The following is a 19,484-nucleotide window of genomic DNA, read 5'->3' on the forward strand; positions in this document are numbered from 1 at the left end:
AAAACAAAGGACCATCTATCAATATACTATATTAATAGAAAAAAGCGGATATTATAGTTTATCATTTTACAACAATGAACATCAATAATTATTCAAATATTTTTTAGTAGTTGAGATAATTATTTCGGATAATTCAAATATGATTAAAGAAGTCCTTTTCTCTTGAAATCATATCTGAATTTACAATCATTTTAATCATTTCTAAATCATCATTTGTATCAATATCATATGCTTCTAGTTTGTTTATCAAGTAACCTAAAGCACTTTTATAGTTAAAGGTAGGACCAGAGCATTTCTCTATATCAATTTGTTTTTCAATGTAGTTTTTGATGAAATAATCTGTTTCTGTTATTTTACATGCGGGTGAATTTGCATATGATCTTGGTTGATCCTGACTTCGTTCATTATCATACAATCTAGTACCATTTATATCATATATTTGGGTCTTTATTCTTTTACTTGATTCCGAAAAATAAAGATGATTAAGTGCACTAACTCTTGGCACTTGTATACTCATAACTGAATCAATATTACGATTATTCCTTTTTAAGTTGAGCATATCTTTTATTGAAGTTGATGAAAGTAGTGGATTAGTTGGAGGCTTAAATATAATTACCTCAGGTATTTCTAAATTATTTTTCATGAGTTCAGTTAATGTATGTATTATTACAGATATTGAGGTACTTGTTGAATTGGATAGTTTTTCTGGTCTCAAGAAGGGGACTTTTGCTCCTAATGATACAGAATAATTTGCAATTTCGGGTGAATTTGTACTGACTATTGTAGTTGTACTTTCAATTTGAAGAGATGATTTAATTGAGTAATAAATTAGTGGTTTCCCTTTGATCATTGCCATATTTTTATTTTTTACCCTACTTGAACCGCTCCTAGCTGGAATAATTATTAGTGATTTCATTAAATTTTGCCAGATGTTTACGACTAGATTAATTTTAATATTAGATTGTGACTACGTTAAAAAAAGTGTTATTCAAAAAAACAAAACAAAAACACATATATTTTTAACTCAAAATGAATCAATTTACTCTAAAAGATGATATTCATAACAATCTTTAAAGTAGCTAAAGTTAATCTTGTCTACAAGAATATATCAATAGATTTCTTTCATTAAGTCTTAAACAAACTTCAGAAGCTATTTATTTTTATTTTTTTAAAATCACTTTACCTATATTTGATACTATAAATATGAATTCTCTTGGCTCAGTAGATTATAATAAATTAAAATGAATTTGAAAGAAATGAATCAGATAGAGAGATTTTTCAAAAGAATAAGACTAGGTGACAATAATGTCTAAAAAATATGCCGCGATTATCGGATTAAATCCGAGCGAAGGGGCGAGATCTCCAAAGCTATGGAATCAAGTATATAGAGAAATAAATGCTGATATAGAAATGATATGTGTTGATATTAAAGACCCATCATTATTCAACAAAAGCTTAAACAAGTTAAAGGATGATAAAGATTTCTTAGGTGGATGCATTGCCTTTCCTTACAAAGAAAAAACTGCTGAATATCTTGGATTTGCAAATATTGATAAAGTTTCTAGACCAATAGGTTCTGTTAACTGCCTTTATCGCTCAAAAAATGGTGATTTAATAGGGGCAAATACTGACGGAGATGCTGCTCTTTCATCATTCTTATCACTAACATCAAACAATCAACTACAAAAAATACTTATAGCTGGATTAGGAGGAGCAGGAAAAGCAGTAGCAACATATATTTCTCAAGAATTCATTCCAAAAGGAACTAAGGTAATTAGCACCTCCAGGTCAAATCAAAAAAGTTTTTGCCAAAGTATTGATGTTGATTGGATATCTTGGAATACATCAAAATCATTTATCTCTGACTTTGATGCATTTATAAACTGTACAACAATTGGGACTGGAGAACAAAAAAATATCTCACCAATTGATAATAAAGTTGTAATGAATTCAAAGCTAAGATTTGTATTCGATATAATTTATGATCCTTCGCCAACCCTTCTTCTTAAACAATCATCTGCTCAAAACATTAATACGAAAGGAGGTTTGGAAATGAATCTTCTACAGGCTGTTAAGGCATTTAATCTAGTCAATAAATTAAAAACAAACAATGATGATGTTTTAAAGATCATGAAGACTGTAAATTAATCAGTTTCTATTTAAATAAAAATATAATTTAAGAATTTCTTGAAATCTTCCAGGTATGAAGTTCAACATATTTTTTCTAAAAAACCAACAAGTATTAGAATGATTTATGAGCTTCTTTATGTCTAAGAAATAATTAAAAAATCAAGAAAAAATAAATCATGAAAGAAAGTCAAAGCTCGTCCACATATTTAAAAATCCTAAAACAAATTTACCAGGGCTTTAAAGTAGTAGAACTAACTCCATAAATATCACAATTCTTTCTATAGCACATCCATAACTTCTATATATTATTTAGCGCAGAAATTAGAGCAGGATTGATATATCTAAATATATCTAGATATATCGCTCTAGTTAACATTTTATATATACCTTTGCTATCCCTTGAAAATCTTAATGGAGCCAAGCAGACTCGAACCGCTGACCCCCTGCATGCCATGAAGCTCGAAAATTCCTGAATATCCTAGTCATAGACACAAAACCAACCACTGAAAACTACTTACACAATGTAAAGCGCGCATAATTGAGCGCATATCTTATAACCATAGATATAGTACCATTAAATCCCTTATGAACACACTGATATAGATAAATATATCTTTATACTTAAGCCCACAAAAAAGAGCTACCAATAGACAGCCCACATTTAAATCCAACCAAGGTGAGAGGTATGACTCTTCAGTTATTATAGTCGATTTATTCTACTTTAATTAGATCTTTAACAATGGATTTAATTTGATCTAAGTATATTAGAATTTTAAAGATTGGGATGCATAGTATCTTTTCGAATTATGTTAAGAAAAATTCAGTTACTTGGTTCGAAATAAATTGCGAAAGATGTTAAGCTATATTTTCCATATGATTTAATTTAATTAATTTTGAATAATCAGCTTTTAGATTTGATTAAAACATAAAATTCTAGTTTAATGAATATATTAGGGGTTTATGATGGACATAATGCTAATGCTGCATTAGTTTCAAATGGGAATATCATTGCAGCCGTCGAAGAAGAGAGATTTTCGAGAGTTAAAAACCATACTGGGATTCCTATTAATTCAATTAAATATTGCTTGGAAGTTTCTGGAAATAATATAGATGCTGTAGCTTTTGCATTTGAAGATCCTAATCTTTTACATAAAAGAGCTACAAATTCCTATTTTAAAAGCATTCAAAATGGATTTATTGAAAGATTAAATTGCGATAATATATATGGAAAAAAAATTACACCATATGATGTTTTAATGTATCCTTTGCATTATCAAAGTAATAGAAAAAATACAATAATTGATAAACTTTCTTCGCTTGGAATTGATAGTAATATTCCCTTATATTATGTTCCTCACCATCTGGCACATGCTAGTTCTGCCTATTATAAATCACCTTATGATGATTGTTTAATTGTTACTCTAGATGGTAAAGGTGATGATTTATGTGGATTAATAGGTACTGGTTTGCATGGGAAGATAAAACAACAAGAAACAACTAATTATATATATTCAATATGCATTATATATACATTAGTTACTTCAATATGTGGTTTCAAACCTGTAAGGCATGAAGGTAAAATTACAGGTTTAGCAGCTTTAGGAAAACCTGACAAAAGCTTGATCGAAGCATTTAAAAAAATTACATATACAAAAAATGGTAAATGGTATGGAACCTTAGATTATTTAAATAAACTAGGTCCTTATCCGCATGTTATGAGAAATGAAAATTTTGAGCTAATAAGAAAAACTATAGAAGGAGTTTCAAGTACATGGGATACAAAGGATTTAGCAGCAACTGTTCAAAAGTATTTTGAAGATGAGATTACTTCTTATATAGATTTTCATATGAAAGAAAAAAACAAAAAATCACTTGTTTTAGCAGGAGGAGCTTTTGCTAATGTAAAACTTAACCAGGCTATTTACGAACTGAATTCGGTCAAAGAAATACATATCCATCCAGCCATGACTGATTCTGGATTAGGACTTGGAGCAGCATTAATGATGGCTAATAATACTGAAAAGAGAGAAAGCTATTCTATTAATCCATTATCGAATGCATTTTTAGGACCTGATTACTCAGAGTTAAAAATAACAGAGACTCTTTCTAAATATAATGTTAACTATAATCAACCAATTAATATAAATCAAGAAATAGCCACTCAACTTTATAATGGTAAAATTGTGGCAAGATTTAATGGTCGTTTAGAATATGGACCTCGAGCTTTAGGTAATCGATCAATTCTTTTTCAAACTACAGACATTACCGCAAATGATTGGTTAAATAAAAAATTAAAAAGAACTGAATTCATGCCATTCGCACCTGTTACTTTGGAGGAGTTTTTCTATGAATGTTATGAAGATAATTCTAAAGAAATAAATACTTACCAATTTATGACAATCACTGTAAATTGTTCAGAAAAAATGAAGAATCAGAGTCCTGCAGTGGTTCACGTAGATGGAACCGCAAGACCTCAAATAGTAAATAAATCTAATAATCCAGGGCTTTTTTCTATTCTCACTTATTATTATAAATTAAGTGGAATTCCAAGTTTAATTAATACATCCTTTAACCCTCATGAGGAGCCAATAGTATGTAGTCCTGATGATGCATTAAAAGCGTTTATTGATTGCAAGTTGGACTTCCTTCAAATCGGTCCATTTCTTGTTGAAGCTGAGCATAATAAATAAAAACAATTATTGAGAACTAATACCTCCTTTTTTTTTTAGTTGGCATTGTATTTGCACATGCTCCAGAGGGAATTAAATCTACATTGCGTGGAGGTGAAATTTGAAAAGAGCTCATAAACAAGAAATGGATGCAAGAACTTCCAAGGCTGCTGAATTACTTGCTAAAGGTCACAGCGCAACAAACGTTACGTCCCAAGTGGCCGAAATATATGAAATTTCTAGGGTTATTCATCCCAGCATTTTCATCCACGCGAAGGGTTAGCTGAACCTTTCCGCGCATTGCGCGCAAACCCCAAGCTTTTCCATGTTCAGATTTAAGTTGCTTCCTTAATAGTTGACACCACTGTTCCCTCATTGTATTACAGAGATGAAAATGAGCGCATAATAGCTATATCTAGCCATATCAGGAAATATCGTATTATACACGCTCTACCGTAAATTCTCTGAAATCTATTGCTGTTACTGTGAAAACCTAATGGAGCCAAGCGGACTCGAACCGCTGACCCCCTGCATGCCATGCAGGTGCTCTACCAACTGAGCTATGGCCCCAAGTGTGTGAAACAGAAGTAATATCAAGCAGTTTGGAAGATTTAGGAAAATCAGCTGGCTTACTGGATATCACTTGATAGTGGTTAAATAAGCAGTTATGCGCAATGATATGCGCCATAGAGGCCTAGTAACCACAAAGGATCTCGGTGAAAATGGCACAAAAATATGCGCCAAACCATCAAACTCGAAAATGGAGATGGATGGTCAGTTAGTAGCAGAGAAATAAGGGGAAGAAATAAAACCCAAGTGACTTATCGTTCCCAAGATGGTCTTGGAAAGAAACATCCTATCTCAGTAGTCTCCCTCCCCTTATGACTGGAGCAACCGAAACTAAAGGAAGATTATCACCGCAGTTGCAAATCTATAAAGACTTGTTGATGAAAGAAACCTATCTCTTAAAGAAGCTGCAAAGTTTAAGCTTGAACCTCTAGCAAAGAATAACGCTCCAAGCGTTACTAACTGGGAAAACATAATTGAAGCTTTTCTAGATGTCCAAGAGTTTTAGAAAGACCTCAGCGAGGGCATTACGCTTTGGCTAGAGCACAATTGCAGCTCCATAGAAGTATCGAATCTGTGGGAAGTAAAGACGTAAAACCTATTAACATAACTAGCCTTGATAAAGTTACCCAACTATTCCCAGAGAGAAAGAAGTTTTATCCTAGGTAAAAGAGATGGGTAACCAGCAAACGTCTGTACTCTCAGTGGGCCTGGACTAATCACTTCCCCTTTTCATGGAGATGGGCTACTGATGGCGTTGCAGAGGATCAATTCATTTTGAAAGTCAAACTTTAGTAGAAGGTATAATCTTCATTAATAGATCCTTTGCAAAACAAATAATTTGACCGAAGGAAAAAAAAATCAAAAGCAAGCAGGATTTGAAGTAAAAACATTCCCAGTCCCATTTACTTTAGAAGAAATTAAGAAGAATATTTCTCTTAGTACTTCTAAACCTTCTAAAGAAGAAATAATCAATAGAGCATTTAAGTGTCATTTACAAGGAAATATTTCAAAAGCAGCAGAATATTATCAACATTTCATCAATCAGGGCTTCAAGGATTACAGAGTTTTTTCTAATTATGGAATCATATTAAAAGATCTAGGAAAATTAAAAGAAGCAGAATTATCAACTCGCAAAGCTATTGAACTTAAACCTAATTACGCAGAGGCGCATTACAATCTAGGAATCATATTGAAAGATCTAGATAATTTAAAAGAAGCAGAATCATACATTCGTCAAGCAATTGAAATCAAAGCTAACTTCTCAGAAGCGCATTCTAATCTAGGAATCATATTGAAAGATCTTGGCAAACTAAAGGAGGCAGAAATATCTCAACGAAAAGCTATTGAAATCAAACCTAATTTCGCAGAGGCGCATTCTAATCTAGGAATCATATTGAAAGATCTTGGCAAACTAAAGGAGGCAGAAATATCTCAACGAAAAGCTATTGAACTCAAACCAAATTTCGCAGAAGCGTATTCTATTCTAGGAAGCATATTAAAAGATCTTGGCAAACTAAAGGAGGCAGAAATATCTCAACGAAAAGCTATTGAAATCAAACCTAATTTCGCAGAAGCACATTACAATTTAGGGAACACATTTTATGATCTTGGCAAATTACAAGATGCAGAATTATCATACATGAAAGCAATTAAAATTGATCCTAGATATGAGGATGCAAAATACAATCTATCTTTATGTCTTCTAAAATCAAATAATTTTAAAGAGGGGTTAATTAGATATGAATCTAGATGGAAAGTTAAAGATTTAAGCTTTAATATAGGAAATAGGTTAGAAACAAATAAACCAGAATGGAATCTAAATAAGAGAGGAAGAGTATTATTATGGGCAGAGCAAGGAATAGGAGATGAGATTTTATTTTCTTCTTTAATTCCTGAATTGATAAAGTTAGTCGATCAACTAAAAGTTAAAGTTGATAAAAGGTTAATTCCATTATTTAAAAGATCATTTGATAAACGAATTATATATATACATAACGATAATATATTAGAAGAAGAAGATTATGATTATCAAATCGCAATGGGTTCACTTATTAAATATCTTAGAACTGACAAAGAAAGTTTTAAAAAAGGGAAAAAAAAATACCTGAAAGCTGATGAAATAAAAACTAATATCTATAAGGATAAGCTTATACACAATTCAAAATATAAAAGAATTATCGGTATTTCATGGAGGTCATCAAATTCTAAAAGAAATCAATCGATTTCTCTGGAAAAATTGATTTTAGGAATTTACTCACCAAATATATGCTTTTTAAATCTACAATATGGCGATACAAAAGAGGAAATAAATACTATAAAAATAAAATATAATATAAATATTTTTGAATTAAAAGAAGTAGATATTTTTAATAATTTAGACGACCTTGCTTCTCTTGTAAATGCTTGTGATATGGTCGTTTCCATTGAAAATACAACATTTGCATTAGCAGGTGGACTTGGAATAGATAGTAAAATATTACTCAAGCAAAATTGTCTATGGTTCAATGGTCATAATGATAGAAAAAGTTATTGGCTCCCAAATCAAACTTTTTATAGACAGACCTCATTAGGAGAATGGGGAAAAGAATTAAACCAAATAAAGAATGAAATAGAAAATTTCAATTAATCTATAAGTTCATAAACTTTGGATATCATTCTAATAGAGTTATCGATACAATATTGTTCATAAGATCTGAACTCAGTCCAGGCACTTACAAAAATAAAATCCAAGCCATGAGAGACTGAAACTTTATGATCTAACTCAGTATCCCCTAAAAAAAGAGCAGGTAATTTAATATTTCCTCTTGCTAATTCTCTATTTAATATTTCATTTTTTGTATCTGGGCTACCAAAAATACCTCCATTAAATAAATGTATTATTTCCTTTTTTGCAAAAACAGAATGTAATTGATCCTGATCACCACCTGAAACTATCGACCAAGATGAATTCCTAGTCTTATTGCGTAAAGAATGGAGACCAAAAGTTATTTCTGAATCTAATAATCCCTTTTCGGTTTCCTCAGAATATATCTTAAGCATATTTTTTAGATATAATTCCTTATTTTTTTTAGAGTTAATAGGAACAATAGTTGTAAGAAAATAATCAAATTTTGCATATCTAGAAATACCTCCATTTCTCAAGTGATAATCTTCTAAAGAGGTTGATGCCTCGTAACCAAACGGAAAAGATGCAATTCGAAAAGCTCTAGTTTTAATCTTATTTGAGTTAAGAATTACTCCATCACAATCAAAAACAATTGACTTGTATTCTTGAAGTTTTAGCATTAATTTCTTAATCTTAACTCTCTTTCTACTTTCTCTATATCTTCCACTACATCCACGGATAAACTATTATTATGAGCTTTAAACATTTTAACAGGATGGCCTAATTCAAAAAATCTTAAAATCTCAATATCTTCTGATTTTTCTATCTCGCTTTTACCTCCAAATCGCAGGAAGTTCAATAACTCTTTCTTATTATAGCCATAAATGCAAATTTGCTTAAAATATGAATTTATTTTATATTTTATATCTTTAAATCCAGGGACCAAGGATCTTGATATATAAATTAAATCTTCAGCATTATTAATTACTACTTTAGGAATATTTATACTACTAGGGTCTTGATCTTCATATATAAGATTATATGAATTAATAATATGACCTTTATATTTTATTTTACGATCAATACATCTCAAAATATCTTTAGGGCTAACAAGCGGCTCATCGCCTTGAACATTAACAAAAATATCGTAGTTCAATCCAAGACTTGCCTCTGCAACCCTATCAGTTCCGGTAAGGGATGAACTTGAAGTCATTATATATTTATATCCTTTTTGGTTTACTGCATTAGCAATCCTATCGTCATCAGTCGCGATAAATACATTTGAAACACCTACTGCTCTTGAGGCGATTTCTGCGACCCAAATAATCATGGGCTTACCAAGAAGGTCTATTAAAGGCTTTCCGGGTAATCTTGAGGATTTATACCTGGCTGGAATGATAACGCAAGATCTCATTATCTATATTCCATATATACTTATTTTTTCTAATCCAGAATATTGACTAGGAGTAATAGCTATCAGTCGTAAGTTATTTGCTCTCTGTTTAAATTTATCAATCAATTCATTAATTTCTGAATTTCGAATATCTCCCAAACCATAACCTTCAAATCCAGAAAGAAAAGCCTTTTTAGCTTTACCACTAGCAATAAATGAAAGAACGTATGCAAATACCAATTGATTAGGTATTATTCCATAGCTCTTATTAAATTCAAATCCATCCTTTGAAATGCCAATTCCATAGTCCAATACGTTTTTCCGTCTAAGTTTGCGAGACAAAGATTTTGGAAGCATTGATAACGGAGTGATCAATGGCTGAGTTAAGCCTAAATATATATCTAAATCAGCCATTAATCTCATTGGATTGCATGCGATACGATAATCAATCAAACTTTCATCAATTTGAGAACAAGCGTTCAATGCAATAACAACAGGTTTTTGTTTTCTAATAAAATCTTCAAGGGCTTTTCTATGAAGCTCTAAATTCTTACTAGATCCAATAATTAAAACTTCTTTATTATTTAATATTGTAATTGGAGAAAATGTTCCAATAGGTTTTCCATGATAGAAATTTTTCGAGCTTTCTAATTGATCAGAAATAAATTTTGTAGAATCTTCGCATTCTAAATAATTAATTACAGACAAAATATCCTCTTCTTTAAATCTATCATCTGATAAAATAGTTTGAATATAAGTTGGATGAATAGAGCAGTCAGCCGCCATGAAATAATAGGAATTAGTTCCCCATAGATATTTTTCTTTGAGTTTTTTAAAATCATTATTTATCATTTTCAAAAGAGGAATCAAATTTGTTTTATCTTTCTTATATCTTTCCAAGCATAATACTAATTCCTCCGTCTTAGTATTACCAGCGCCTCTACCCATCCCATTAATAGTACTGTCAACCCAAACGATTCCATTTTCAATTGCTTTTAAAGTATTTATCAAAGCAAAGCCTTTATTATCATGAGCATGAAATCCAATTTGACCATCCCAAAACTTTTTTAAAAATCTTACAATATCTACAATATCATCGGGATTTAAGGCACCAAAGCTATCAGCTAAATAAATTATATCAATCTCATTTTCATTAGCTATTATTGCAATTTTCTTAAATTGATTTTCTCTTATTTTAGAAACTTGCATAATATTTACAGCTGTTTTATAACCTTTCTGTTTTAATATTTTAAAAGCAGGAGCTATGATTTCAAAATCATCAAATGTACATGCAATCCTTAATAAATCTACTTTAGAATTTTTTTTATCTAAAGGAACTAACATTTTAAGTATTTCACTATTTAACTGATTAGCTGAAATTAAATCATCAGCATTAATCATAATTGCGACATTAATTCCAGCTGGAATATCAAGATTATTTAAAAAGTCATCATTACAAAATGCATATGCACCCTTAAAGCCCTTGTTTTTTAGTAATCGAAATCCAAGCTCTACATAATTAATTTTAGCAACACTTAAAGCAAGTAGATAATTTTTTACGAACTCATAAGAAAAATTCCAATAGTTATAATAACCCCCATCTCTCAATGTACAGTCGATATTTACAATATTACTCTTCATAAAAAGGTAATAAACAACATTCAGAACAATAATTTATATTCTATCTAATAATGAGAAAACTATAAAGAGATGATTCATCTTCTTAAATATTTAAAGTGTCTAAATATTGCCATACAAACCAAAAAGCTATAGTCTAAGAGAAGATTTTTTATGCACAATAAACATTAGAATTAAGTTCAAAATTGGCTTAATTCAGTCCGTTTACTCTAACTATTTCTCAGAGGATCAAACATAAACTAACTTATACAACTGGGTAAGATTTGAAGAGAAGCATCCACATACCTTCAGAGGAAGGTATCAGTTCTAGGTTTATAAAACTAAAATTTAGCGCATACTAAATTGATGAAAACCACCAACGAAAACATGCGGATGTTCTAAGAGATATGGAAAAGGCTGGAACAAAAGTTATTTGTCTTTCAAAGAAACCTCCCAAAAGCCTTTTGAAAAACTAGGGTAAAAAAAGCTTAAGGAATATATAGATGTATGAGCCTCGACCTTCCAGAAATAAATATTTTTCTGAGAGCATCTTTAGTCGTGACACTTATAACTATCGTCGTCTACGACTTTCCTGCTCTAACCATTAGTTGATTTATTGTTTGTGTTTGCACAGTCATAGCGACCAAGCATCTCTCAAAATTCAACTGGTTTGAAACGGTACTTACATTTATTCTCATCGCTGGCAATCAAAAAAACAGGCGGACATATACCGACATTCGTTTTTTGCAGATGTTTGGTTGGATTGATCATGGTATTTTTATTGATTACGCATGATAAATAAAATGCAAAAAATAAATATTGGCACAAGTTATAATCATAATTAGTAGATCCTCGAAAAAAAAAAGAGGAAAATGAAAGAGGAACAAATCAAAAAGAAAAAAAACTCGGAAATGATGACATTCCCAGTTCCATTTACTTTAGGGGAAATAGAAGAAAATTTTACTATTAACAGCAACACAGCCAATAAATCCTATCAAGAGCAAATAATTGAACAAGCAAATAATCAGGGCGTAAAGACACAGAGATTAAATACGCTAAAAACGCAGCTGAAACCAACAGATGAAGATTTAAATAAACTATTGCTGGGATATCAAAAAAGACAATTTGATGAAGCCGAGAAATTGGCTATTTCCCTTTCCGAAAGGTTTCCCAAACATCCCTTTTCTTGGAAAGTGCTTGGGGCTTTACTCAAACAGACTGGCAGAATTATTGAGTCATTAGTTCCGATTCAAAAGTCTGTGGAGCTAGCGCCACAAGATGCAGAAGCCCACAGCAACTTGGGTATCACTCTAAAAGAACTGGGTAGACTTGAAGAAGCCGAAGCAAGCTATAAACACGCAATAGCGTTGAATCCTAGCTATGCAGAAGCCCACTTCAACCTGGGTATCACTCTAAAAGAACTGGGTAAATTTGAAGAAGCTGAAGCAATCTATAAACAAGCAATAACGTTGAAGCCTGGCTATGCAGAAGCCCACAGCAACTTGGGTATCACGCTACAAGAACTGGGTAAATTTGAAGAAGCTGAAACAAGCTATAAACAAGCTATAACATTGAAGCCAGACTTTGCAGAAGCCCACAGCAACTTGGGCGTCACACTACAAGAACTGCGTAAATTCGAAGAAGCTGAAGCAAGCTATAAACAAGCGATAGCGTTGAAGCCTGACTTTGCAGAAGCCCACAGCAACTTGGGCGCCACCCTAATAGAACTAGGGAGATTGGAAGAAGCTGAAGCAAGCTATAAGAAAGCGATAGCGTTGAAGCCTGACTTTGCCGATGCCCACAGCAACCTGGGTAACACGCTAAAAGAACTGGGTAGATTTGAAGAAGCTATTTCTAATAACCAAAAAGCTTTTGCCAACCGTACTGGGATCCGTCCAGTTGGCAATGAATCACTTGCTCCAGCTACTACTACTGTTTTTATTGAATTAACTAATAAGTGTAATTTCCATTGTACATTTTGCCCATCGGACTCTCAAAAGCGCCGGCTTGGCTCTATGAAATTAGAGCTTGTCAAACAACTCTATGAAGAAAATGCTGATAAAAAATTTGCTGAATATGTTCATCTTCATTTAATGGGTGAGCCAACCTTACACCCTGAATTGATTGAAATTTTAAAATTTGGATCAATCAAAAAAGTAAAAACTAATCTAACAACGAATATCAGTACCCTTGGGGCTACAAATGTTTCGAAGATATTAGATGCCTTATATGGCACAATAACTGCCAGTCATATGAGTCCAACGGAAGATACATTTCATGTTCGAGGTTCTGTTGCTATCTCATGGGAGCGCTATATCGGTAATCTTCGGTTGTTAGTTCGTGAATACATTAAACGGCTAGCAAAAGGAAATGCAACCAAAAATAATATCGATATACGAGTGATGGTTACCCAGAATACGGCCTCAAATGTGAGTATTATTGGATCTTCAAAAGAGGCTGGTGATATCCTAAAAGAATGGAATGATTTTGTTGCTGAAGTTGAAAATGAGTTAGGTATGGCTCCTTTTGCGCGCAAAGATCATAATGACAATGATTTAGTACGAGGGAATAAGTATTCATCTACCTCTTACTCTTTGCAAAAAGGGATTAAGCTGACCTTCTGGAGAGCATTTACATTTGCCAATACAAGGGTCAGTGATGACTTTAACTTGAAAAAGACACGGCAAGTTTCATACTGCCCTCATCCCTTCACTGATGTTGGGGTACTATGGAACGGAGACGTAACACTATGCTGTCTTGACCATGATGGTCAACTGAAAGTAGGTAATGTTAATGACTCGTCTATAGAAAACGTGATACAGAGTGAGGCATCCCAAAAACTACGTGCTAGCATGCTTGGGGAATATCCCCTTCCATCTATCTGTCAAACGTGCCAAGAAAGACCTATCAAACGTGAAAACACGTAAATTCAATAAAGAAGCTACAACTCTCAGACATACTAAATCAATGGCTTTCAAGGAACTTCTCTGATTCCTTAAGAATAGATTAGTTCAACTAGTCATAGCTTTAAACTGATAGTAAATTGGATTGCTAGAATTTTTCTCACCCGTTTGTAATACGAAGATTCAGCAACTAATCCAACCAGTTAAATGAGTTGTCTTGCACAAGCAGCAACGCCACTTGATTGATTATTCATAGATCCTTTTTGCATGCCTTTGTTCAAGATTCACGTGTGGTTTTGCAACCATCTGCGGAGGCTCAATATTGATCTTTTCAAAGATAAAGCTTCTGTACAAGATATAATCTTAATTAATACTTGTTCATGAGAAAAATAAATGTGATCAAGAGAAGAACAGATCAAAAGCAAGAAGGATCTAAAGGAAAAACATTCCCAGTTCCATTTGCTTTAGAAGCAATTAAAGACAATATTTCTATTACCACTAATACACCCTCAAGTCCATCTAAACCATCCAAAGAACAAATCATTAAACAGGCATTTGAATTTCATTCACAAGGAAATATTTCAGAAGCATCAAAATATTATCAATATTTTATTCAGCAAGGATTCAAAGATTACAGAGTTTTTTCTAATTATGGAGTCATATTGAATGATAATGGGAAATCAGAAGAGGCAGAAAAATTACAACGAGAAGCAATTGAAATCAACCCAAATTTCGCAGAAGCCTATTATAATCTAGGAATCATTTTAAAAGATCTCGGCAATTTAAAAGAAGCAGAATTATCAACTCGTAAAGCGATTCAAATCGACCCGAATTTCGCAGAAGCTTATTATAATCTAGGAAGCATTTTAAAAGATCTCGGCAATTTAAAAGAAGCAGAATTATCAACTCGTAAAGCTATTCAAATCCTTCCTAATTACGCTGAAGCGCATTTAAACTTAGGAATTATATTAAAAGATCTCGGAAGATTAGAAGATGCAGAATTGTCTGCTCGTAAAGCAATTGAATTGGGTCCTGATTTCGCAGAAGCCCATTGCAATTTAGGTAATATATTGATTGCTATGGACAAATCAGACGAAGCAGAAGTATATATGCGCAAAGCAATTAAAATCAAACCTAATTTCGCAGAAGCGTATTCCAGTTTAGGTAATATATTGATTAATATGGATAAATTAATCGATGCAAAATCATCAATAAGAAAAGCGATTAAACTGAATCCTAATTTCGCAGAAGCCCATTGCAGTCTAGGAAAGATATTTGCAGATCTTGGCAAATTACAAGACGCAGAAATATCAACACGTAGAGCAATTGAACTTAATCCTGATTTTGCTCAGGCACATTTCAATTTAGGAAATATTCTGGAAGATTTAGGCAAATCGGAAGATGCAGCTTTAGAAAATAAAAAAGGTATTGATATAGATTTCCTCAATAACATTAATTTGAAATTTAAAGCAACTTGTTTAAGAAACTTTCGCCACTCTCAATCACAATTCAGACAAGACTTATTTGCTCTCAGTGAATTAAACTTTAAAGAAAAAGGATTTTTTGTAGAATTTGGATCATGTGACGGTTTTATTGGTTCTAATTCTTATCTATTAGAAAAATTCTTTAATTGGAATGGAATATTAGCTGAACCTGCGACATTCTGGCATAAGGAATTGAAAAAGAATCGATCTGTAAAAATAGAAACTAAATGTGTATGGAGATCTTCAGGAGAGGATATCTTCTTTAATGAACCTTCAACTTTTAAACAAATGGGTTCAATAGAAAGTTTTTATAACACTAAGAAAGAATACATTGAGGAGACAAAAAGATATATAGTTAAAACAATATCATTATTAGATTTATTAGATATAAATAAGGCCCCAAAGAATATAGATTATTTATCTATTGATACAGAAGGTAGTGAATATGAAATTTTAAAAGCTTTTGATTTTGAAAGATATAGATTTAAAGTGATTACTTGTGAACATAATTTCACTCCTATGCGGGAAAAAATCTATTATCTTTTAACAAAAAAAGGTTATGAAAGAAAATTTACAAATATATCGAGAGTGGATGATTGGTATGTATTAGTTGAATGATTTAATTTGATATTAAAGCTAATTTGCAAATCATTTAAAAACAATTGAAATAAGATAATTTGTAAATTAAAAAAGTTAAAATAAAAAGCTTACACATTTCTATATATAGATGTATCAATTTTAGATTGTTGCAAGAGGGTTCAGCAACTAATCCAACTAGTTAAATGAGTTGCCATGAACAAGCAGCAACGCCACTTGATTGATTATTCATAGATCCTTTTTGCTTACCTTGTTCAAGATTCACGTGTGGTTTTGCAACCATCTGCGGACGATCAATATTGATCCTTTCAAAGATAAAGCTTCAGTGCAAGATATAATCTTAATTAATACTTGTTTATTAAAAAAAAATGTGACCGAGAGAAAAGCAGCTCAGAAGCAAGAAGGATCTAAAGGAAAAACATTCCCAGTTCCATTTACTTTAGAACCAATTAAAGACAATATTTCTATTACCACTACTACACCCGCCAGTCCATCTAAACCATCCAAAGAACAAATCATTAAACAGGCATTTGAATTTCATTCACAAGGAAATATTTCAGAAGCATCAAAAAATTATCAATACTTTATTCAACAAGGATTCAAAGATTACAGAGTTTTTTCTAATTATGGAGTCATATTGAATGATGCTGGCAATTTACAAGAAGCAGAATTGTCATACCGCAAAGCAATTGAACTCAAACCTGATTTCGCAGAGGCGTATTCCAATCTGGGAAATGTATTGAGAGATCTTGGTAATTTAGAAGATGCAGAATTGTCACAACGCAAAGCAATTGAACTAAAAACTGATTTCGCAGAGGCACATTACAATCTGGGAAATGTATTGAGAGACCTTGGCAATTTACAAGATGCAGAATTGTCACAACGCAAAGCAATTGAAATCAAACCTGATTACGCAGAAGCGCATTCCAATCTGGGAAATGTATTAAGAGATCTTGGCAATTTACAAGATGCAGAATTATCACAACGCAAAGCGATTGAAATCAAACCTGATTACGCAGAAGCTTATTCCAATCTGGGAAATGTATTAAGAGATCTTGGCAATTTACAAGGTGCAGAACAATTCACTCGCAAAGCAATTGAAATCAAACCTGATTTCGCCAATGCTTATTTAAATCTAGGAAGCATCTCGAAAGATCTTGGCAATTTAAAAGATGCAGAATTGTCATACCGCAAAGCAATTGAAATTAAAACTGATTTCGCAGAGGCGCATTCCAATCTCGGAAATGTATTGAGAGATCTTGGCAATTTAAAAGATGCAGAACAATTCACTCGCAAGGCAATTGAAATCAAACCTGATTACGCAGAAGCGCATTCCAATCTGGGAAATGTATTAAGAGATCTTGGCAATTTAAAAGATGCAGAACAATTCACTCGCAAAGCAATTGAAATCAAACCTGATTTCGCCAATGCTTATTTAAATCTAGGAAGCATCTCGAAAGATCTTGGCAATTTACAAGATGCAGAATTGTCATACCGCAAAGCAATTGAAATTAAAACTGATTTCGCAGAGGCGCATTACAATCTGGGAAATGTATTGAGAGATCTTGGCTATTTAAAAGATGCAGAATTGTCATACCGCAAAGCAATTGAAATCAAACCTGATTTCGCTAATGCTTATTTAAATCTAGGAAGCATATTGAAAGATCTTGGCTATTTACAAGATGCAGAACAACTCACTCGCAAAGCAATTGAAATCAAACCTGATTTCGCAGAGGCGTATTCCAATCTGGGAAATGTATTAAGAGATCTAGGTAAATCAAATGAAGCAGTTAAATTACAACGAGAAGCGATTCAACTTAAACCGGATTTTGCGGAGGCATTTTCCAACCTGGGATCAGTATTACTAGATCTTGGTAAATTAAATGAAGCAGAATTATCAACACTCAAAGCTATTCAACTTAAACCGGATTTTGCAGAGGCATATTACAATCTTGGACTTATATTGAAAGATCTTAGCAATTTTGATAATGCTATAACTCACTTCAAAGAAGCGCTGAAATTGAACAATAAATTATCAATGGCGAAAGCCAGTCTAATCGAAACCAAAGGCATTATTTGTGATTGGAGTGATCAAGATATACAAACTAATTGGATAAAGAATCTAGGCATTGAAGGATCTTCTGTATCACCGTATGCTTTACTTTATTTCGAAGATAATCCTTTAAATCATCTAGAAAGATCAAAAAAATTTTTTAAAGAAAAGTATCCTCGACCAACCAAACATATTAAATCTTCGCAAAAAAATATAATTCATATTGGTTATTTCTCTGCTGATTTTCGTACTCATCCTGTAATGCAACTAATTGCTCCTATTCTTGAGCTACATGATAAATCTAGGTTTAAGATATATTTATACTCTTTTGTTCCAAAAGAAGATGAATATACTGAAAGGGCAAGAAAGTCTGGATGCATATTTAGAGACATAAGCAAGTTAAATAATATCGAAGCTGTATCTTTGGCAAGGGAGGATCAAATTGATATTGCTATAGATCTGATGGGGTATACCAAACATAATAGATTTTCTATATTTTCTTCAAGAGTCGCTCCTATTCAAATAAACTATTTGGGGCATCCTGCTTCTCTTGGATCTGATGTTGTTGATTACCTTATCGCAGATAAGATAATAATTCCAGATGATGATGAAAAATTCTATTCAGAGAAGATACTAAGAATGCCCAATTGTTGGCTATGCAACGATGATAAAATAAAAAAAGAAGATGAATCCATTTCTCGAAAAGATTTCAAGCTGCCTGAGAAAGGATTTATATTCACCTGCTTTAATAATAATATCAAAATTACAAAAAAAGAGTTTGATATTTGGATGAGATTACTAAAAGGAATAAAAGGAAGTGTACTTTGGTTGAAAAAGCCAAATAAATTTGCAATTGATAATTTGTATAGAGAAGCAGAGAAAAGAAGTGTAGATCCAAAACGATTAATCTTCGCAACTAAAGTTCCATTTGATTTGCATTTAGCAAGACTTTCTCTTGGAGATCTCGGACTTGATACTTTTAACTTTAATGGTCATAAAACAACTTCTGATGCGTTATGTGCAGGGTTGCCAACCTTAACTAAATCAGGGGAACACTTTGCAGCAAGAGTTTCATCTAGTCTATTAACTTCTATAGGCTTGCCAGAACTAATTACATATGATGAAAATCATTATGAAGAAACAGCCTTAAGGCTAGCTAGTAATCATAATGAGCTTTTCAAATTAAAATCTAAACTACAAAGACTAAAAAACAAATCCTCACTTTTTAATGCAAAATTATATACTAAAGATCTTGAAAATATTTATTTAAATCTGCTTCAAAAATAATTTTAGCCTGCACAAATCATAGTGTTAAATTAGTTAATTTGATACTTAAAAATTGACAGAATAAGTAACGCTGATAAGAATGGAATCATTCACATCGATATATTTTGAAAATGAAAAATTGCAGAAAGAATATATACTTATAGAAAGTACTTTTGATCATAAAAATATAGCACCAA

11 protein-coding genes and 1 tRNA gene are annotated in these 19,484 nt (G+C 32.1%); 7 read left to right on the forward strand and 5 right to left on the reverse strand.

Features of this window, described 5'->3' with window-relative positions; genetic code table 11:
- Window positions 1-133 precede the first annotated feature (133 nt).
- Window positions 134-916, reverse strand: coding sequence for an acylneuraminate cytidylyltransferase family protein (locus O5639_RS04755; protein WP_269625329.1), 783 nt, complete (start codon window positions 914-916; stop codon window positions 134-136).
- Between the two features lie 389 nt (window positions 917-1,305).
- On the opposite strand from O5639_RS04755, the gene O5639_RS04760 reads away from it, so the two are divergent.
- The 3 genes from O5639_RS04760 (at window position 1,306) to O5639_RS04770 (ending at window position 5,082) form a co-directional block, all read left to right on the forward strand.
- Window positions 1,306-2,148 (forward strand): shikimate dehydrogenase family protein, encoded by an 843-nt coding sequence (locus O5639_RS04760; protein WP_269625330.1) that lies wholly within the window; start codon window positions 1,306-1,308, stop codon window positions 2,146-2,148.
- 923 nt (window positions 2,149-3,071) lie between these two features.
- Window positions 3,072-4,820 (forward strand): carbamoyltransferase C-terminal domain-containing protein, encoded by a 1,749-nt coding sequence (locus O5639_RS04765; RefSeq protein WP_269625331.1) that lies wholly within the window; start codon window positions 3,072-3,074, stop codon window positions 4,818-4,820.
- 100 nt (window positions 4,821-4,920) lie between these two features.
- Window positions 4,921-5,082, forward strand: coding sequence for a hypothetical protein (locus tag O5639_RS04770; RefSeq protein WP_269625332.1), 162 nt, complete (start codon window positions 4,921-4,923; stop codon window positions 5,080-5,082).
- A gap of 214 nt (window positions 5,083-5,296) precedes the next feature.
- Here the strand turns inward: O5639_RS04770 and O5639_RS04775 are convergent.
- A tRNA-Ala gene (locus tag O5639_RS04775) sits at window positions 5,297-5,369 on the reverse strand.
- A gap of 838 nt (window positions 5,370-6,207) precedes the next feature.
- On the opposite strand from O5639_RS04775, the gene O5639_RS04780 reads away from it, so the two are divergent.
- Window positions 6,208-7,995: a tetratricopeptide repeat protein gene (locus O5639_RS04780; protein WP_269625333.1), complete on the forward strand. Its 1,788-nt coding sequence runs from the start codon at window positions 6,208-6,210 to the stop codon at window positions 7,993-7,995.
- Here the strand turns inward: O5639_RS04780 and O5639_RS04785 are convergent.
- From O5639_RS04785 to O5639_RS04795, 3 genes are read right to left on the reverse strand one after another with little or no spacing between them, the layout of a single operon-like run.
- Window positions 7,992-8,654 carry an HAD family hydrolase gene (locus tag O5639_RS04785; protein ID WP_269625334.1) on the reverse strand — a complete coding sequence of 221 codons (663 nt, stop codon included), beginning with the start codon at window positions 8,652-8,654 and terminating at the stop codon, window positions 7,992-7,994. The genes O5639_RS04780 and O5639_RS04785 overlap by 4 nt on opposite strands.
- A complete protein-coding gene (locus tag O5639_RS04790) occupies window positions 8,654-9,388 on the reverse strand; it encodes a 3-deoxy-manno-octulosonate cytidylyltransferase (protein WP_269625335.1) in 735 nt (244 codons plus the stop codon). Before O5639_RS04790 ends, O5639_RS04785 begins: the two co-directional genes overlap by 1 nt.
- Before the next feature lie 3 nt (window positions 9,389-9,391).
- Entirely contained in the window at window positions 9,392-11,008 is a 1,617-nt protein-coding gene (locus O5639_RS04795; RefSeq protein ID WP_269625336.1) for an aldolase catalytic domain-containing protein, read from the reverse strand.
- Between the two features lie 848 nt (window positions 11,009-11,856).
- Between O5639_RS04795 and O5639_RS04800 the strand changes: the two genes are divergently transcribed.
- The 3 genes from O5639_RS04800 (at window position 11,857) to O5639_RS04810 (ending at window position 19,308) form a co-directional block, all read left to right on the forward strand.
- On the forward strand, window positions 11,857-13,911 hold the full coding sequence (locus O5639_RS04800) for a tetratricopeptide repeat protein (protein WP_269625337.1): 2,055 nt from the start codon (window positions 11,857-11,859) through the stop codon (window positions 13,909-13,911).
- Window positions 13,912-14,267: 356 nt separating this feature from the next.
- A complete protein-coding gene (locus tag O5639_RS04805; protein ID WP_269625338.1) occupies window positions 14,268-15,989 on the forward strand; it encodes a tetratricopeptide repeat protein in 1,722 nt (573 codons plus the stop codon).
- A gap of 304 nt (window positions 15,990-16,293) precedes the next feature.
- Window positions 16,294-19,308: a tetratricopeptide repeat protein gene (locus O5639_RS04810; protein WP_420063669.1), complete on the forward strand. Its 3,015-nt coding sequence runs from the start codon at window positions 16,294-16,296 to the stop codon at window positions 19,306-19,308.
- The last annotated feature ends 176 nt before the right edge of the window (window positions 19,309-19,484 follow it).

Source organism: Prochlorococcus marinus str. MIT 1214 (genome assembly GCF_027359355.1).
GTDB lineage: Bacteria > Cyanobacteriota > Cyanobacteriia > PCC-6307 > Cyanobiaceae > Prochlorococcus_B > Prochlorococcus_B marinus_F.